At 63.2% G+C, this 17,482-nt stretch carries 13 protein-coding genes; 2 read left to right on the forward strand and 11 right to left on the reverse strand.

Annotated elements, in window-relative coordinates; all coding sequences use genetic code 11:
* Positions 1-13: 13 nt before the first annotated feature.
* A complete protein-coding gene (locus tag BHMPCIPO_RS28435) occupies positions 14-796 on the reverse strand; it encodes a DeoR/GlpR family DNA-binding transcription regulator (RefSeq protein WP_173520048.1) in 783 nt (260 codons plus the stop codon).
* Positions 797-1,010: 214 nt separating this feature from the next.
* On the opposite strand from BHMPCIPO_RS28435, the gene BHMPCIPO_RS28440 reads away from it, so the two are divergent.
* Entirely contained in the window at positions 1,011-2,048 is a 1,038-nt protein-coding gene (locus BHMPCIPO_RS28440; protein ID WP_173520049.1) for a GlxA family transcriptional regulator, read from the forward strand.
* Between the two features lie 71 nt (positions 2,049-2,119).
* On the opposite strand, the gene BHMPCIPO_RS28445 is transcribed toward BHMPCIPO_RS28440, so the two are convergent.
* From BHMPCIPO_RS28445 to BHMPCIPO_RS28475, 7 genes are all read right to left on the reverse strand, one after another.
* A complete protein-coding gene (locus BHMPCIPO_RS28445; RefSeq protein ID WP_173520225.1) occupies positions 2,120-4,129 on the reverse strand; it encodes a putative 2-aminoethylphosphonate ABC transporter permease subunit in 2,010 nt (669 codons plus the stop codon).
* Between the two features lie 8 nt (positions 4,130-4,137).
* Entirely contained in the window at positions 4,138-5,307 is a 1,170-nt protein-coding gene (locus BHMPCIPO_RS28450) for a putative 2-aminoethylphosphonate ABC transporter ATP-binding protein (RefSeq protein ID WP_173520050.1), read from the reverse strand.
* A gap of 80 nt (positions 5,308-5,387) precedes the next feature.
* The gene (locus BHMPCIPO_RS28455; RefSeq protein WP_173520051.1) at positions 5,388-6,410 is read right to left on the reverse strand and encodes a putative 2-aminoethylphosphonate ABC transporter substrate-binding protein; all 1,023 of its coding nucleotides are present in this window, start codon (positions 6,408-6,410) and stop codon (positions 5,388-5,390) included.
* A gap of 363 nt (positions 6,411-6,773) precedes the next feature.
* A complete protein-coding gene (gene phnY / locus BHMPCIPO_RS28460; RefSeq protein ID WP_173520052.1) occupies positions 6,774-8,228 on the reverse strand; it encodes a phosphonoacetaldehyde dehydrogenase in 1,455 nt (484 codons plus the stop codon).
* A gap of 10 nt (positions 8,229-8,238) precedes the next feature.
* Positions 8,239-9,501 carry a phosphonoacetate hydrolase gene (gene phnA, locus BHMPCIPO_RS28465; protein WP_173520053.1) on the reverse strand — a complete coding sequence of 421 codons (1,263 nt, stop codon included), beginning with the start codon at positions 9,499-9,501 and terminating at the stop codon, positions 8,239-8,241.
* A gap of 17 nt (positions 9,502-9,518) precedes the next feature.
* Positions 9,519-10,721 (reverse strand): 2-aminoethylphosphonate--pyruvate transaminase, encoded by a 1,203-nt coding sequence (locus tag BHMPCIPO_RS28470; protein ID WP_173520054.1) that lies wholly within the window; start codon positions 10,719-10,721, stop codon positions 9,519-9,521.
* Between the two features lie 102 nt (positions 10,722-10,823).
* Positions 10,824-12,476: a Na/Pi cotransporter family protein gene (locus BHMPCIPO_RS28475; RefSeq protein ID WP_173520055.1), complete on the reverse strand. Its 1,653-nt coding sequence runs from the start codon at positions 12,474-12,476 to the stop codon at positions 10,824-10,826.
* Between the two features lie 118 nt (positions 12,477-12,594).
* Between BHMPCIPO_RS28475 and BHMPCIPO_RS28480 the strand changes: the two genes are divergently transcribed.
* Positions 12,595-13,470 (forward strand): LysR substrate-binding domain-containing protein, encoded by an 876-nt coding sequence (locus BHMPCIPO_RS28480; RefSeq protein ID WP_173520056.1) that lies wholly within the window; start codon positions 12,595-12,597, stop codon positions 13,468-13,470.
* An 80-nt stretch (positions 13,471-13,550) separates the two neighbouring features.
* Here the strand turns inward: BHMPCIPO_RS28480 and pta are convergent, their stop codons facing one another.
* From pta to xsc, 3 genes are all read right to left on the reverse strand, one after another.
* Positions 13,551-14,570 carry a phosphate acetyltransferase gene (pta, locus tag BHMPCIPO_RS28485; protein WP_173520057.1) on the reverse strand — a complete coding sequence of 340 codons (1,020 nt, stop codon included), beginning with the start codon at positions 14,568-14,570 and terminating at the stop codon, positions 13,551-13,553.
* Positions 14,570-15,607, reverse strand: a complete 1,038-nt coding sequence (locus tag BHMPCIPO_RS28490; RefSeq protein ID WP_173520058.1) for a YeiH family protein — start codon at positions 15,605-15,607, stop codon at positions 14,570-14,572. Before BHMPCIPO_RS28490 ends, pta begins: the two co-directional genes overlap by 1 nt.
* 71 nt (positions 15,608-15,678) lie before the next feature.
* Complete coding sequence (gene xsc, locus BHMPCIPO_RS28495) at positions 15,679-17,454, reverse strand: sulfoacetaldehyde acetyltransferase (RefSeq protein WP_173520059.1); 1,776 nt, start codon at positions 17,452-17,454, stop codon at positions 15,679-15,681.
* Positions 17,455-17,482 lie beyond the last annotated feature (28 nt).

Genomic DNA, 17,482 nt, shown 5'->3' on the forward strand with positions numbered 1-17,482 from the left:
AAGATTACATCTTCTATTCTGCGACGATCAGAACCGGCCCCTTGCGCTCCAGTGCCTCACGGATCGCCTCCGGCGGACGACGATCAACGATCACCCCGGCGGCAGCCTCGAACCGCGGGATGCGCAGCGGCGTCAGCCGTCCGAACTTGGAACTGTCGAGCACGAAATAGGCCTTGGCAGCCGTCGCCACCATCCGGGAGCGCTGCTCGGCGCCACTGCGGGTAAAGTCGGTCACCTCGCCATCCGGCGACAGTCCGCCACCGCCAAGGAACGCAACGTCGACGCGGAAGTGAGCGATGGCTTCGAGCGCATCGACGCCGACAGCCGCCTCCTCGTCCGGATCGATTTCGCCGCCAAGCATATGCACGCGGACCCGGGGTTGCCGGCACATCAGCAACGCGATCGACAACGAAGTCGTGCAAATCGTCAGGTTTTTCCGCCCAGACAGCGCATGGGCGACCGCCAGCGTCGTCGTGCCGGAGTCAAGGAAGACGACCATGCCGTCGCGCACCAAGCCAGCGGCAGCACGACCGATCGCCGCCTTCGCCCCGGCATTTTCCTCCCGGCGCTCGACGAACGCCGCTTCCGTCGGCTCAAACAGGGTGGCGCCGCCATGCACGAGATCGAGCTGGCCGCGATCGGCAAGAAGCTTCAGATCCCGGCGGATCGTCTGACGCGAAACATCGAAGAAATCGGCAAGCTCGGTGATTCCAACCGTGCCGTCCTGAGCAAGGCGTCGCAGGATTTCGCCGTGACGGCGTGGTGCAAGGGCTCGGGCGCTTTGCGAGTCTGACATATGGCTATCTGTGTTCATTTTTGTCGTTTTGGCAAGCCGGGCGGCAACATCGCTGCCACTGCGGGATCATTCTCGCTCATTACCAGCAGAAGTTCACGCAGTTTTGCCGATATCTCGACAAGAATACGCTTGGAGATGTCCTTATATGTTTCATAATGTAACCATTCCTTTCACTCACGTTCCAACCCGTCGCTTCGCGATCAGGAAGGTGACAATGCAACAGGCCAGCATGGGCGCCCGCCACTTCATCTTCTATCTGCTCGACGGTTTTGCCCTGCACGGCTTTTCCGCGGCGATCGAGGCGCTGCGCCTCGCCAACGATGTGGCAGGTCGGCCGGTGTACGGATGGCAATCTGTAACGGCGGATGGTCATCCCGCGGTCTCGTCCTGCGGCACACGCATTGCTGCGACGGGATCGCTGGTGGACGAGCGTGGTCGTATGCATCGCGGCGGAGAACCGCCGTTCGTCGTCGTCTGTGGCGGCCGCGCAAAGCCGCCGGATGACAGGGCGCTGGACGCATGGCTTCGGCTTTGCGCGCGGAGCCACCGGCCACTCGCCGCGCTTGCCGGCGGTGTCTACTGCCTGGCTCGCGCCGGCCTGCTCGACGAGCGCCGTTGCGCCGTCCACTGGGAACATTTCCCGGATTTTTCGGAGCGGTACGTCGCGGCCAAGGCGCACCAAACTGCGTTTGAGATCGACGGCAGCATTTACACCTGTGCCGGCGGCAACGCACCGTTCGACATGTTCCTGCGCATCATCGAAACGGACCTCGGTCGGGACGTGACCAACCGCATCTGCGAGACAGCACTTTGCGAACGGCTTCGCGAGACGGGCGAACGCCAGCGGCTTCCGTTGCAGGCACGCCTCGGCATCGACAACCCATTGCTGATCCGGATTATCGAGCAGATGCAGGCAAACCTCGCCGAGCCACTGAAACTTGCCGACATGTCGCCGGCAACCGGCCTTTCCCGACGCCAGATGGAGCGCCTGTTTCGAAGGGAAATGGGGCGCACGCCAGCGCGCTACTATCTCGAGCTGCGGCTGGAGCGCGCCCATCTCCTTCTGCTCACCTCGTCGCTTCCCGTCATCGAGATCGCCGTCGCCTGCGGCTTCTCCACCGCCTCGCATTTTTCCCGCACCTATCGGGAGCGCTACGGCATCACGCCGCTGCGCACGCGTATCGCCGAAATGGAGCGGCTTCATAAAGGTGGTGGGTTGAGGATGGAGAAGGAAGAGCGTCGGGTGGCCTGAAAGGCGCCACGTCCATGGCGCCTTCCTTCGGGATAAAGTCTTGTTGGAGCGGGGCTACCCGCCGCGATTGGCTATCGCCAAGCCTGGGTGCGGGCCAGCAGACCGCGGGCGATCAGCGCGTGAACGAGCTTGGCAACGACGTTCGTGTAGAAGATCATCATGCCCATGGCGGCGGCCGGCGCGATGTCGCCCGCATCGTCCATGTTCAGCACCGCAACTGAGGCAAGCTTGGTGTCCGTCGCATAGAGAAAGACGACCGCCGAGACCGTCGTCATCGCATTGACGAAGAGATAGATCGCGATGTTGAGGATCGCCGGAAGGCAGACCGGCACGGTCACGCGGAACAACAGCCGATGGAACGGCTGCTTGAGGGAGGCGGCGACGGATTCGAATTCCGGATCCATCTGCTTTAGCGCGGTCAATGCCGTCAGATGCGCGACGGTATAGAAATGCGTCACCGTCGACACGACGAGAATCGTCATCGTGCCATAGATCGCGTGCAGCGGATTGGCCGGGTTGTTGAAGAAGAAGATGTAGGCAAGGCCGAGCACCATGCCGGGCACGGCCATCGGCATCATTGCCAGGAAATGAAAGAGGCCACGGCCGAAGCGGAAGCCATCGGCCTTCTCGACCATATAGGCGCCGGCAAAGACGACGACCGAGCCGAAGAGCGCCGTGAGAAGCGCGAGCCGGATCGAATTGCCATAGGCCGCCCAGCCGCCACCGTCCATCAGGTCGAAGGCAAAGTTCTTCGTCGTCAGCGTCAGGTCATAGGGCCAGAACTTAACGACGGCCGCGATCTGGCACATGGCGATCATGCCGAGAATGAACAGGCTGACGAGGCAGGCGAAGGCAAGGCAGAGCCCATCCATGCGCATGTTGGGCTTCGGCGAATAGGGTACCGCGCGCGCCGAGAGAAGTGCCACTTGCCGCTTCTGCATATGTTGATCGACGACAAAGGCAAGCACGGCTGGCACGAGCAGGATGACGGAAACGACCGCGCCCATCTCGAAATTCTGCTGGCCGATCACCTGCTTGTAGATATCGACGGCAAGCATGCCGTATTGCCCGCCGATCACCTTGGGCAGGCCGAAATCCGTGATGACCAGCGTAAAGACGACGAAGGCCGCCGACACGATACCATAGCGCGCGCCGGGCACGGTGACGGTGGTGAAGGTGCGCCACTTGCTGGCTTTGAGAGAAGCGGCCGCCTCGTAGTGTCGGGCATCGGCGACGGAAAGCGCCGTCAGGATGATCAGGAAGGCGTGCGGCAGGGTGAAGAAGATCGAGCCGATGACGATGCCGATCGGCCCGTAGATCGAATAGCCGAGCAGCCAATCCCTGAAGATGCCCTGATTGCCGAAGAGATAGACCAGCGCTATGCCCGGCAACAGCGACGGCACCAGGATCGGGATTGTCAGGATGCCGCGAAACAGGCCCTTCAGCGGCATGCAGCTTCGCGTCAGCCCATAGGCGAGCGCAAAGGCGATCGAGACCGTGAACACGGTACTGATCGCCGCCATCAGCACCGAATTGTAGATCGACCGGGCAAGGGCCGGTGTCGAGAAATAGGTCGCGAAGTTCTCGAAGCCGAGGCTGCGCGTCGGCCGCAGCACGACACGCCGGAACGTGCCGGAATCGTATTCGCGCCATTCCGTCCCCTTCTCCAGGGTGGAGCCGACGAGGAAGGCTGCATCATCCGTGGTACCGCGAATGCGGTAGTGAACGGGACTGCGGAACTTGAACTCCGGAAAGAACTTCGTGGCGGCGAGCCGCCCGTCGGAACTGCTGGAAAGTTCGCTCTCCGCCACTGCTTCGAGCTGCCGGTTGAGGTCCGCGGCACTGACGACCGGTCCCCAGTTCGCGCCCGTCTCGTCGCTCACCTGAAACTCGAATGCCGCAAGGTCGAACCGGTGCGTGGACAGCGACTTCGACAGCATGACGAAGAGCGGCGCCCCGAGCGCCACGATCAGGTAAAGCCCGATGACCGCCATGAAGCCGAGCTTGATGCGGTCGTCGCCGGAGGCTTCCTGCCGGAGCCGCTTGCCGATAACGGGAAGATGAGGCGCTTCGAGGACCATGTTCATCGTCAGGCCCCCCTCGGATAGAGCAGCAGGCGCTCCCGCGGGATCTCCACCTGGATGGCACCGCCCGTTTCGATCCTGAGGCGCCTGACGGCGTTGACGGAAAAATCGGCGACGAGCGTGCGCTCGCCGAGGCGAGGTGCCGTCAGGCGCGTGCGCCAGAACATGCCGAGGAATTCCATTTCCCGCACCTCCGCATCGATCAGGTTCTGCGGCGTTGCCGGCCGGTCGCTGGCGTTGGCGGCATGCGCATCGGCACCATGCGGGATGATGTCGACGGGACGCACGACAGCCGTGGCCGCATGACCGGCCGAAAAATCCTCGGTCGAGCAGCAGAAGGCCGAATGGCCGATCTCGACCTCACCGTCGCGTAGCACGCTCGCGGGAAACTGATTGGTCTCGCCGATGAAGTCTGCGACGAACAGCGTTTCGGGATGGCGATAGATTTCGGTGGGCGGGCCGACCTGTTCGATGACGCCGTGGTTCATGACGACGATCCGGTCCGCCATGGCGAGCGCCTCCTCCTGGTCGTGCGTGACCATGATGGTCGTCACGCCGAGTTTGCGCTGCAGTGCCTTGATCTCGTGACGGAGGTGCACACGGACCTTTGCGTCGAGCGCGGAGAGCGGCTCGTCGAGCAGCAAGAGCCCGGGTGAGATGGCGATCGCGCGGGCAAGCGCGATGCGTTGCTGCTGGCCGCCGGAAAGTTGCGCCGGATACTTCTTGCCGTGGGCCGAAAGGCCGACCATTTCCAGCAGTTCAGCGACACGAGCCGCCACCCCCGCCTTCGATCGGCCGGTGTTTTCCAGGCCAAAGGCGATGTTCTGTTCGATCGTCAGGTTCGGGAAGAGCGCGTAGGACTGGAAGACGATGCCGTAGTCCCGGCTGGAGGCCGGCAGGGTCGAGATATTGCGCCCGTCCTGCAGGATGATGCCCCGTGTCTGCAGATCGAGGCCGGCAATTGCCCTCAACAACGTCGTCTTGCCGCAGCCGGACGGGCCGAGGAAACAGATGAATTCGCCCCGCGCGATGCTGAGCGATATGTCGCGCAGCGCAACGAAGTCGCCATAGGTCTTCCACAAATCCGAGATCTGCAGATAGGGGGCCGGTTCCGCACAATCGGCGGGGCGCTGACGGCTGGTGGGCATCGGTTCGATCGACAGGGCATGCCTCATCTGCAAGCTCCGCTGCTTGAGGGATTTCGGGAGAATGCGGGTGGGCGCAGCGCCAAGGCGCTACGCCCGGCCGATCAGGCTCAGCTTTTCGGTTCCGACTTGGCGTCGTAACGCTTCTGCCATTCCTTCAGGATCGCCGCCCGATGGTTGGCGGCCCATTCGAAGTCGTTGTCAATCATCTTCGAGGCGATGTCGGACGGCAGGTGCTCGACCTGCTTGGCGACACCCGGATAGGCAACGACGGCATAGCCGGCATTGTACATCTCGTTGGCTTCCTTGGTGACCGACCAGTCGACGAGCGTCTTGGCGGCTTCGAGATTTGCCGTACCGGCAATGATCGCCGTCGCCTCAGCCTCCCAGCCCGAACCTTCCGAAGGAAAGATGATGTCGATCGGCGCACCAGCGCTCCTGGCCTTGGCGCCCGGGAACTCGAAGGAAACGCCGATCACCGCTTCGCCGGCGCCGGCCATCTTGCAAGGCTTGGAGCCGGAATGGGTATAGGCAGAGATGTTCTCGTGGAGCTTGTCCATGAAGCCCCAGGCCTTCTCCTCGCCCCACATCTGCATCCAGCCCGAGACGTCGAGGAACCCGGTGCCAGACGACGCCGGATTCGGCATCACGATGTGGCCCTTGTATTCCGGCTTTGTCAGGTCGTCCCAGCTCGTCGGCGCCTTGAGGCCGAGCTTTTCGCCCTCGACCGTGTTGTAGCAGAGTGCTGCGACATAGGCGTCCATGCCGACCCAGCTCGGCGGCTTATCCTTGTCGACGAATTTCTTGTCGAGTACCTCAACACCCTTAGGCTGGTAAGGCTCCAGCATGCCTTCCGTTTTCAGGAGCAGGAGCGATGTGGCGGCAAGGCCCCAGACGACGTCGGCCTGCGGATTGTCCTTTTCGGCCAAAAGCTTGGCCGTCATGACGCCGGTGGAGTCGCGCACCCAGTTGATCTTGATGTCCGGATGAGCCTTCTCGAAGGTCGCCTTGTACCGATCGAGGTCCACGGCTTCGATCGCCGTGTAGACGGTCAGTTGGGTTTCAGCGGCAGCGATGGCAGGAAGCACAGCGGAAGCGGCGCCGGCAAGCACAAGGAGCATGCGTCTGTTCATGATTGAAGTTCTCCTCTGAAGTCCTGGAAAAACCGGGGAAGCGCGGCGGGCAATCTTGATGCTGCCCTGTTGTGATCGGCTTCGGGAAACATTCTGCGCAGCGGTTTCCGGTAAGTAAAATTTATTATTCTTATCGTTCAGTAGATAAAAACTATGGATGCCATGCCGCGAAACCAGGCATATCGACAGGCAAACGGTCACATCTTCGGCAACCTTCAATAGAACTTCGGAAAGACTGCAAATTCCCGAGGCAGATCTGCGATTGCACCCGGAAAAGGCTGTCAAAGCATCAGGCGGCACAACAAAAAAGGGAGCCGCCACGGCAGCTCCCAGAAGGGTGATTGCGCGGGGGAAACGCTCAGATCACCATGGCAGGGAGAAGGTCTTGACGTTGGTAAAGCTCTTCATCGCCTCGATGACACCTTCCTTGTAGCCGTTGCCCGAATCCTTGATGCCGCCGAAGGGGCTCATCTCGATGCGGTAGCCCGGCACTTCCCAGATGTTGACCGTGCCGACCTTCAGCCCGGCGATGTATTTCTGCATGCGCCGGAAGTCGTTGGTGCAGACGCCGGAGGAAAGGCCGAAGGCCGTCGAATTCGACAGGGCGATCAGCGCGTCGTCGTCATCGGGCGCGCGCACGATCGGGATGATCGGCGCGAAGGTTTCCTCCATCACCAGTTCGCTCGAGTGCGCGACCCGGTCGACCACGATCGGCGGCAGCAGGGCACCCTGTCGGCCGGGGTTGTAGAGGATCTCCGCTCCCTCTTCGGCCGCCTGGTGCACGCGCCGCTCGAAGATTTCGGCCGCGCGCGCATGCACGACCGTGCCGAGTTCCGTCGCGCGGTCCATCGGATCGCCGAACTTGAGCTTCTTCGCCCGCTCCAGCACCAGCGGCACGAAGCGGTCGGCAACGCTCTCCTGGCAGAGAATGCGCTTCACCGCCGTGCAACGCTGGCCGGAATTCTTCGTCGCGCCGGCAACGGCGAGATCCGCTGCTTTGGCGAGATCGGCGTCCGACAGATCGTTGAGGATGATCATCGGGTCGTTGCCGCCGAGTTCCAGCACCTGCCGCTTGTAATGCGCGTGCGCCGCAATCAGCTTTCCGACCGGCACGCTGCCCGTGAAGGTGATCAGGTCGAAGTTCGGGTTGGTGATCATCTCCATGCCGATATCGGCCGGCCAACCGGTCACGACCGAGAGCATCTCCGGCGGCAGGCCGGCTTCGTAGAGAATGTCGGCGAAGACGAGCGCCGTCATCGGCGTCAGTTCGGTCGGTTTCAACACCACGCAATTGTTCGTCGCAACGGCCGGCGCCACCTTGTGTGCCACCATGTTGAGCGGGTGGTTGAAGGGCGTGATCGCCGAAATGGCGGTCAGCGGTTCGCGGGTGGTGAAGATCTTGCGCGCCTTGCCGTGCGGGGTGAGGTCGCAGGAGAAGATTTCGCCATCGTCATGGATGCACATCTGACCGGACAGCGTCAGCACGTCGAAGGCGCGGCCGACCTCGTAAAGCGAATCCTGCTTCGAAATGCCGAGCTCCAGAGTGATCAGGTCGGAGATCTCCTCCTTGCGCGCGACGAGCAGCTCCGCCGCCTTCAGCAGGATGCGCTGACGCTCGTAGCGCGTCAGCTTCGGCTGGTAGGCGGCCGCGATCTCGAAGGCCTTGCGGGCGTGCTCGGCGTTGCCCGCCGGCACGGTGCCGATCACGGCATCGTTCCAAGGGTAACGCACCTCGATGCGCCCCTCGGTCTCGACCGCCTTGCCGGCGATCCGCATCGGCTCGTGGCGAATTGCGAATGTCGTTTCCACCTTGGTCATCGCTCCCTCCCTAATGTGCGGCTTGCGCGGCTGCGACGAGCGCATAGAAGAAGGCATCGAAATTGCGCAACGTGCCGGCCGCCGAAAGCTCGGGCAGCTTGCGGTTGGCGATGAAGGGGACCTCCTGCTCGGTCAGGCCACCGTGCGAGCGCAATGGCTCGTTCAGCGCGGCAAGGTCGTGACGGTGCTCGCTGGTGCCGAGCGTCTTGTTTTCGGTCGAGATCAGCACGAGATCGCCGATGCGGTCGTCGGGCAGGTCGAAACGCACGCAGGCTTCCGGACGGGAGAGCACGACGTCGATGCCGTCGATCGCCTGCAGGCGCTCGATGATCTCTTCCTTGTCCGTCCCTTCAGGCAGATAGGCCGTGGCGAACGAGCCGAGCGCGCCGTGATGGACGACATAGGGGTCGGTGATCGGCAGGATCACCCGCGCGGCGTCCTTGCCGAGCCATTCGTCGAGCAGGTCCTGAACGTAGACGACATCCGGCGAACCATCGGCCTTGTGCTTCGGCTTCATGCCGTGATCGGCGGTGACGATGATTGCCGCACCCAGCGCGTCGAGTTCGGTCAGGTACTTGTCGAACATCTCGTAGAAGGCGTTCGCCTGCGGCACCCCCGGCGCGTATTTGTGCTGCACGTAGTCGGTCGTCGTCAGGTACATGACATCCGGCCGGAATTCCTTGAGCAGCTTGACGCCGGCGGCGAAGACGAACTCGGAAAGATCCGCCGAATAGACTTCCGGCACCGGCCGGCCGAGCCAGGCCGAAGCATTGTCGAGGCCGTTTTCCGCCCTGGTCGTCTTGTCGGATTTTTCCGACGAGAAGCAGATCGCCCTGCCCTCGTCGAAGGTGAGGCCATGGCCGAGAAGCGCCCGCAACTTGTCCTTCGCCGTCACGACCGCGACCTTTGCACCGGCATCGTAGAACGCCTTGAAGATGGTCGGCGCGCGCAGGAAGCGCGGGTCGTTCATCATCACTTCCTTGCCGGTCTGCGGTTCGTAGAGATAGTTGCCGCAGATGCCGTGGATCGCCGGCGGTCGACCGGTGGCGATGGACAGGTTGTTGGGGTTGGTGAAGCTCGGGATAACGCTGAGCGCGGTACGCTCCGTTCCGGTCTTGCGGATGCGCTCGAGCGTCGGCATCAGCCCGGCCTTGATGGCTTCGTCGAGATAGGCCGGTTCGCAGCCATCGAGGCAGATGGCGATGGCCGGAACCTTCGGCCAGGGATAGGTGCGGCGGTTGGCGGTGACGGTGATCTTGGACATCTGGTTCATGGGAGTTTCCTCTGTGTTCAGGCAGCGAGGCGGCGGCGTTCCTCAAGGGCAACGGCCGGCGGGGCGGCGCTGTCGACGCCCATTTCGGTCAGGGATTCGCGGGCAGCCGCGACCACGCAGCGCATGACATGCTCGTCCATGCGGCCGATGCAGCCCACACGGAAGCTGTCGACGACGGTCAACTTGCCCGGATAGATGATGAACCCCTTCTCCTTCATCAGGTCGTAGAAACGATCGAAGGCGAAGGCCGGATGGGCCGGGCTGAAGAAGGTGACGATGATCGGCGACAGCCACTGGTCGGCAAGCAGCGTCTCGAACCCGGTCTCACGCATTCCGGCGACCATGACGTCGCGGTTGCGGGCATAGCGGGCTCCGCGGCCGGCGACACCGCCCTCTTCCCGGTGCAGCCGCAGCGCTTCCAGGAAAGCCGCGACCACATGGGTTGGCGGCGTGAAGCGCCACTGGCCGGTCTTGTTCATGTATTCCCATTGGGCATGTACATCGAGGCTCAGCGAATGGCTGAGACCCTTGGCGGCCTCCAGCTCGCTCTTGCGGGCGATGACGAAGCCGAAGCCGGGCACGCCCTCGATACATTTGTTGGCGGAGGAGACGATCGCCTCGTAGCGGAAATCGTTGACACCGGCCGGCACGGCGCCGAAGGCGCTCATGGAATCGACGAGCAGCTTGCGGCCGCGGGAGTAGACGGTGTCGGAGATCTCCTTCAGGGGATTGAGGATGCCCGAGCTGGTCTCGCAATGGACGACGACGACATGGGTGATCGCCGGATCGGCATCAAGCGCGGCGGCGACTTCGGGACCGCGCGGTGGCATGTAGTCGCCCTTGTCGATCGTCACGTGATCGCGACCGAGATAGGAGAGCGTCTGGGCGATGCGCTTGCCATAGGCGCCGTTCATCAGCACCAGTACCTTGCCGTCCTTCGGAACGAAACTGCCGAGCATCGCCTCGACCGAGAACGAGCCGCTGCCCTGCATCGGCACGCAATCGAACTCACCCTCGGTATCGCCTGCAATCTCAAGCAACTCGCCGCGAAGTCTGGCGGTCATCGCGCGGAAATCGCCGTCCCAGGACCCCCAATCCTTCAGCATCGCTTCCTTGACTTCATAGGCCGTGGTCAGCGGGCCGGGCGTCAGGAGATAGGGTTCGCCGAGTCTCGGCTTTTCCAGGGGCGCGATGGTTCTGTCAGAAGCGGTGTTTGGCATGGTCCGTCCTCGCAGTTGGCGTGTTCGAGAAAGACAATGCGGTGGAAACATGTATCTGTAAAATCGTTCTTTTGTATCAATATATAGACTGTACTTATACATCTAGGCTGCGGGAACCAGACGGCTTTCGAGCAGATCTCCGCTGTCGCGCAGACGCGGATAGGCCATGGCCGTCACCAGTGAATTGACCTCCTTCAGCGCCCGCACGATCTCCAGATGCATGTCGCTCGACAGGATGCTCGCCGCCACCCCTTGGCGAAGCCGCTCCAGATGGCTCTTGCTGCTCTCCTCGACGAGGCGGCGCACGTGTTCCTTTTGCCGGACCATCTCGCGGGCAATTACCGGGTCGGGGGAGACGAGAAGATTGGCCGCGAGCCTGACATTGGAAGATACGGCCGCGTGCAGCAGGGTGAGCTCGCGCCAGCCCGCCTGCGAGAAGGTGCCCGCGCCCTCCAGCCGCTCCTCTGCCATTTGCAGAAGGTTCTTCGCAACGACGTCGCCGGCATATTCGAGATGGATCGCCGCCTCCGTGAGCTCGATGCCGCGCCGGGATTGGTCTTCGGTGAGCACACCGCGGTTGACGGCGGCGATGTAGAGCTTGATCTCGCTATGCGCCCGGTGGATGTCGGCGTCGATGCCGCGCAGCGTCTTGACCGCCTCCGGCGTCGGCGACTGAATGACAGTCATGACCGGCTCCAGCATTCGCGCAATGAGATTGCCCATGTGCAGCACTTCGCGCGCCGCGGCCGCGAGCGCCTGCGCCGGCTTGTCGATCAGCGTGCGGTCGAGCGCGCTGACATGGACAGAGTGGTCGCCAGCACCGGCGGCGTCCGGCATGAGCAACTGAACGAGCCGCGCCATCGCGCCGCAGGAAACCATTCCGACGAGAACCAGGGTGGCGTTGAAGAATACATGCAGGTTGACGAGTTGGCCGGCCGCCGTATCACCCGGAAGCCAGGTGAAAGGGGCGTGCAACGAGAATAGGCCGAAGATCATTGCGCCGAACAGGGCGCGAAAGAGGAGGTTCCCAAGCGGCAGGCGCCGGCCCTCGACCGGCAGACCGCGCGTCAGCCATAGCGCGATCAACCCGCCGCCAATGTTGACGCCGAGAACCAAGGGTATGCCGACCTCGATGGGCACGATGCCTTTCGCGGCAAAGGTCAGGATCAGCAGGATCGCCGCCACGCTGGAATGCAGCGCCCAGGTAAAAAGCGCCGCAAGGATCATCACGGTCAGCGCGTCCCTGCCGATGAAAGCGACGATGGACGGCAGGAGCGGGCTTTGCGCGAGCGGCTGCGTCGCATGGCCGATCATCTGCAGCGACAGGAGCAGAAGGCCGATGCCGAGCACGGCGCGTCCGCCTTCAACAGCCTTGCGCGCCGAGGCCTTCAGATGCATGAGGCCGCCCACCGCAATCAAGAGCGGCGCCAGCCAATTGAGATCGAAGGACAGGATCTTGACGACGAGCGCCGAACCGAGATCGGCGCCGAGCAGCACCGCCAGGCCGGTATCAAGCGCCAGCGCGCCGCTGACGGCGAAGCCGGCGGCAAGCATGGCGACGGCCGTCGAGCTCTGCAAGGCAATGGCAACGGCGCAGCCGCAGGCGGCGGCGCGCGGCCGCCCACCAGCGCCGCCGACGGTGCGCGCGACGATGTCGCCCGCCGCCGCTTCAACGCCTTTCTTCACGAGACTGACGGCATAGAGCAGCAGGACGGTTGCGGCGGCGAGCTCGAGGGCGACAGCCGGCAGGTTCATGGGCGTGTTCCGGAAAGAGCAGCAATCCGAAAACTATCCTTTGCGGCTTTACATAAATCAAATCGTTCGTTCTAATGAATCCATAGATCAAATCTATCCTGAAGAGGCGTCCGCACGCATGCGCTATGTCCAGCTTCGCGCCTTCCACAATGTGGCAATCCATGGCGGCTTCTCGCGCGCTGCGGAAGCGCTGTTCCTCACCCAGCCTGCCGTTTCGGACCAGGTACGCAAGCTCGAGGAGGAGTACGACGTGCTGCTCTTCAACCGAAACAAGAAGCAGGTGACACTGACCCAGGCCGGCCAGCACCTCCTTGAAGTCACGCGCCGCATGTTCGACGTCGAGCAGCAGGCGCTGGACCTTCTTTCGGAATCGCGGGCGCTCAGGGCCGGCAAGCTTCGCATCGTCGCCGACGCTGCCCACCACCTGCTGCACATCCTTGCCGCCTTCCGGCGCACCTACCCGACAGTGCAGGTCTCGATCGATTCCGGCAATACCGAGACGGTCATCACCAGTCTGCACGCCTACGAGGCGGATATTGGCGTTCTCGGCGAAATCCCGCAATCGAGCGATTTCGACATCCTGAAACTCAATTCCACGCCAATCATCGCCTTTGCCAGCTTCAACTATTCGCTGGACAATCGGAAGAAGATCACCTTCGCCGAGCTCGTGAAACACCCGCTCGTCATGCGCGAGCAAGGTTCGAAAACCCGGCAAAAGCTGGAGGCCATGGCGGCACGATGCGGCGTGCAGCTGACGCCGCTGATCGAGGCCGAAGGCCGTGAGGCCGTTCGCGAGATCGTGGCGGCCGGCGGCGGCGTCGGTTTCGTCTCCTCCGCTGAGTTTGGCCAGGACGCCCGCCTCGTTCCCATCGAAATCGACGCGCCCGAGATGCTGATGGACGAAGCGCTGATCTGCCTGCGCGAGCGCAGCAACGGCAAGCTCGTCAGCGCCTTCTTCGACATTGCGCGCAAACTTGCGCACACGCCGACGTGAGCCGCGAGGGATCAAAGACACAAAGGTGTCGCTGCAGCGCTTTGACTTGCCGCATGCTTTGTCCCTTTGACCCGCTGTCATTAAAGGGGACGTGCAGTCGGCCGCCGGTTTGACGCCTGAACGACGGTCACGGCGATCATGTGAAAGACATCGTCGACAGTGCAGCCACGCGAAAGGTCGTTGGCGGGCTTAGCAAGCCCTTGCAGGATCGGGCCGATGGCGGTGGCGCCGCCGATGCGCTGGGCGATCTTGTAGCCGATATTCGCCGCATCGAGATTGGGGAAAACGAAGACATTGGCCTCGCCATGCAGCGCCGAGTTGGGTGCCTTAGCGGCGCTCACCGCCTCGACGAAGGCGCTGTCGAACTGCAGTTCTCCATCGATGACGAGACCGGGTGCGGCGGCATGGGCAAGCCTCGTCGCCTCCACCACCTTGGAAACGCGCTCGTGCGCAGCACTGCCCGCGGTCGAAAACGAGAGCATCGCCACCTTCGCAGGCTGGCCGGAGAGCGCCTCGAAGGACTGCGCCGAAGTCACGGCGATGTCGGCGAGGCCCGCAGCATCCGGATCCACCACCAAACCGCAATCGGCAAAGACGAAAGCGCCCTTCTTCGCGTGATGCGGTGCACAGAGCATCATCAGGAAGAAGCTCGAAACGAGACTGACGTCCGGCGCGGGGCCGATGGTCTGGAGCGCGGCGCGCACCGTGTCGGCGGTGGTCGCAACCGCGCCCCCCACCGTACCATCGGCCGCATCTTCCCGCACCATCATGGCGGCAAAGACGAGCGGCGAACGCACCGCTTCGCCCGCTGCTGCCGCATCCACACCCTTGTTCCGACGCAGTTCATGGTAAGCCGCAGCAAGGCGCCGGGTAAGCGGTGACGAGGCCGGATCCTCGATGCGGATTTCGCCCGGCCCAGCACCAGCGGCCTCCAGCCGCTCTTCGACAATCTTCCGACTACCGACGAGCGTGATCTCGGCGAGACCGGCACGAACGGCCCTGAGGCCCCCCTCGACGATGCGCGGGTCTTCCCCTTCGGCAAGCACGATATGGCGCGGCGCGGCCTTCGCGGCTTCGAGAATGCGATCGAGCGGTTTCATCAGGCGTGCCCCAGATAGTGAATGCCGACGAGGATGAAGAGAGCGATGAAGATGGTTTCGGCAACGATCAGCGCGACCGCATCGCCGCCGACGTCGAGCACGCGGCGAAGCGAAGTGCGCATGCCGACGGCGACGATGCCGGCGAGCAGCGCCCAGCGCGAGGTCTCCATCCCGGCCTTTGCGACCATTTCCGGCACGAAGCCGAAGGAGTTCAGCGCCGCAAAGATCAGGAAGGCGACGACGAAGCCGGGCAACAGCGGCGGGCGCTTGCCGGTCTCACCCTCGAGCTGCGGCACCTTGCGCAGTGCCAGCGAGAAGGTCAGCACGACCGGCGCCAGCATGGTGACGCGGATCAGCTTGACGAGGGTCGCCGTCTCGCCCGCCTCCGGCGAGACCGAAAAGCCGGCGCCGACGACCTGGGCGACATCATGGATCGTGCCACCGAAGAAGATCCCGGTCGCCCGCGCATCGAGCCCCATGGTCTGGGCGATGATCGGATAGGCAATCATCGCAAGGGTCGAGAGTACCGTGACCGAGAGCACGGTGAAGATCAGGTTGCGCTCGGAAAACTCGTTCTTCGGCAGCACCGCGGCGATCGCCATTGCCGCCGAGGCGCCGCAGATGGCGACGGAACCGCTGGTGATGAGCGCCAACCGCCAGCCGCGGCCGAGCAGTTTGGCTGCGAGCAACCCGAAACCGATCGTCGCGGCAATGGCAGAAACGAGCAGCAGGATCGTACCGGCGCCAAGCCCGATCAGGAGGTCGACGCTGATGCGCATACCGAGCAGCGCCACGCCGATGCGCAGCACCTTCTTGGCGCAGAAATCGATGCCGGCGACGCAACGCCCCTCCTCCGAGAGAAAATGAAAGGCAATGCCGAGCAGCAGCGCCATCAGCATGGCCGGCGCACCATAGTGGTCGGAGAGGAACTGCGCAGCAACGGCGACCGCCGCGGTAACGGCGAAGCCTGGCCAATAGGCCGAAAATCCAGAGGGCATGCTGCGGAAACGTTCGTGGACGGAGGCGGTGAAGGTCATGTTTGCGTTCCGGTCGCTTGCGGGAAGCTTCGCCTGCCCGGGCTGACCGGGCAGGCATGGTCTGTGAACGGTCACGCCCGCTTCTGCGGACGCATGTCGGCACGGTCGATGCCGGCGACCGGCACCGGCTTCTTCATCGCGTCGCGGCGGAAGGGTTCGCCAAGCTCCTGGTTGAGGATGACTTCGATGAAAGTCGTCACGCCGTTCTTCTGGTCGGCGATCGCATTGGAGAGCGCCTCGGTCAGTGCTGCCGTGGTATTGACGGCAACGCCCTTCAGGCCGCAGCCCTCGGCGACTTTCGCGTAGGAGAGATTGGGATTGAGCTCGGTGCCGACGAAATTGTTGGCGTACCAAAGCGTCGTGTTGCGCTTTTCCGCACCCCATTGGTAGTTGCGGAAGATCACCATGGTGATGGCCGGCCAGCCCTCGCGGCCGATCGAACCCATCTCGTTCATCGAGATGCCGAAGGCCCCGTCGCCGGCAAAGCCGACCACCGGCACATCCGGGCAACCGATCTTGGCGCCGACGATCGACGGGAAGCCGTAACCGCAGGGCCCGAACATGCCGGGTGCGAGATATTTCCGGCCGGCCTCGAAGGTCGGATAGGCGTTACCGATCGCGCAATTGTTGCCGATGTCGGTGGAGATGATCGCCTCCTTGGGCAGAGCCGCCTGGATCGCCCGCCAGGCCTGGCGCGGCGACATGCGGTTCGGCTCGCGCGAACGTGCGGTCTCGTTCCACTCCGTGCCCGGATCGTCGTCCTCGTGATCCATGGAGGAGAGCTGCTGCTGCCAGGCCGAACGGGTCTGGTGGATCGCAGCCTTGCGCTCCTCGCGGCCGGCATCACCGGCCGACGGCGAGAGCTGCTCGAGGATCTGGCGGGCGACCTGCTTGGCGTCGCCGCAGATGCCGACCGTCACCTTCTTGGTGAGGCCGATCCGGTCGGCATTGATGTCGACCTGGATGATCGCGGCGTTCTTCGGCCAATAGTCGATGCCGTAGCCCGGCAAGGTCGAGAAGGGATTGAGCCGGGTGCCGAGCGCCAGTACGACGTCGGCCTTGGAGATCAGCTCCATCGCCGCCTTCGAGCCGTTGTAGCCGAGCGGACCGACCGACAGGCGATGGCTGCCGGGGAAGGCGTCATTGTGCTGATAGCCACAGCAAACCGGTGCATCGAGCCGCTCGGCAAGCTTCATGGAATCGCCAATGGCATTGCCGATGACGACGCCGGCGCCATTGAGGATGACCGGGAATTTCGCCTCTGAAAGCAACTTGGCCGCTTCTGCGATCGCCTGCGGCCCGCCGGCCGGACGCTCGAAACGGACGATTGCCGGCAGGTCGACGTCGATGACCTGGGTCCAGTAGTCGCGCGGGATGTTGATCTGCGCCGGGGCGCAGCCGCGCCAGGCTTTTTCGATGACCCGGTTCAGCACCTCGGGAATGCGGGAGGGATCGCGCACTTCCTCCTGATAGCAGACCATCTCCTCAAACATCGCCATCTGGTCGACTTCCTGGAAACCGCCCTGGCCGATCGTCTTGTTGGCCGCCTGCGGCGTGACCATCAAAAGCGGCGTGTGGTTCCAGTAGGCGGTCTTGATCGCCGTGATGAAACCGGTGACGCCGGGGCCGTTCTGGCCGATCGCGATCGACATCGTGCCGGTGGCGCGGCTGAAGCCGTCGGCCATCATGCCGGCATTGGTCTCGTGGGCGCAGTCCCAGAACTTGATGCCGGCCTTGGGGAACAGATCCGACACCGGCATCATGGCCGAGCCGATGATGCCGAAGGCATGTTCGAGGCCATGCATCTGCAAGACTTTGACGAAGGCTTCCTCGGTGGTCATTTTCATGGGGCAGTTCCTTTCCTGGGAATTATTT

Origin of the sequence: Ensifer sesbaniae, from assembly GCF_013283665.1 — a bacterium.
Lineage (GTDB): Bacteria > Pseudomonadota > Alphaproteobacteria > Rhizobiales > Rhizobiaceae > Ensifer > Ensifer sesbaniae.

What these genes read in the sequence shown, in the direction of transcription:
- BHMPCIPO_RS28435 (WP_173520048.1), bottom strand. Translation starts at nt 796, where the DNA reads ATGTCAGACTCGCAAAGCGCCCGAGCCCTTGCACCACGCCGTCACGGC.
- BHMPCIPO_RS28440 (WP_173520049.1), top strand. Translation starts at nt 1,011, where the DNA reads ATGCAACAGGCCAGCATGGGCGCCCGCCACTTCATCTTCTATCTGCTC.
- BHMPCIPO_RS28445 (WP_173520225.1), bottom strand. Translation starts at nt 4,129, where the DNA reads ATGGTCCTCGAAGCGCCTCATCTTCCCGTTATCGGCAAGCGGCTCCGG.
- BHMPCIPO_RS28450 (WP_173520050.1), bottom strand. Translation starts at nt 5,307, where the DNA reads ATGAGGCATGCCCTGTCGATCGAACCGATGCCCACCAGCCGTCAGCGC.
- BHMPCIPO_RS28455 (WP_173520051.1), bottom strand. Translation starts at nt 6,410, where the DNA reads ATGAACAGACGCATGCTCCTTGTGCTTGCCGGCGCCGCTTCCGCTGTG.
- phnY (WP_173520052.1), bottom strand. Translation starts at nt 8,228, where the DNA reads ATGACCAAGGTGGAAACGACATTCGCAATTCGCCACGAGCCGATGCGG.
- phnA (WP_173520053.1), bottom strand. Translation starts at nt 9,501, where the DNA reads ATGAACCAGATGTCCAAGATCACCGTCACCGCCAACCGCCGCACCTAT.
- BHMPCIPO_RS28470 (WP_173520054.1), bottom strand. Translation starts at nt 10,721, where the DNA reads ATGCCAAACACCGCTTCTGACAGAACCATCGCGCCCCTGGAAAAGCCG.
- BHMPCIPO_RS28475 (WP_173520055.1), bottom strand. Translation starts at nt 12,476, where the DNA reads ATGAACCTGCCGGCTGTCGCCCTCGAGCTCGCCGCCGCAACCGTCCTG.
- BHMPCIPO_RS28480 (WP_173520056.1), top strand. Translation starts at nt 12,595, where the DNA reads ATGCGCTATGTCCAGCTTCGCGCCTTCCACAATGTGGCAATCCATGGC.
- pta (WP_173520057.1), bottom strand. Translation starts at nt 14,570, where the DNA reads ATGAAACCGCTCGATCGCATTCTCGAAGCCGCGAAGGCCGCGCCGCGC.
- BHMPCIPO_RS28490 (WP_173520058.1), bottom strand. Translation starts at nt 15,607, where the DNA reads ATGACCTTCACCGCCTCCGTCCACGAACGTTTCCGCAGCATGCCCTCT.
- xsc (WP_173520059.1), bottom strand. Translation starts at nt 17,454, where the DNA reads ATGAAAATGACCACCGAGGAAGCCTTCGTCAAAGTCTTGCAGATGCAT.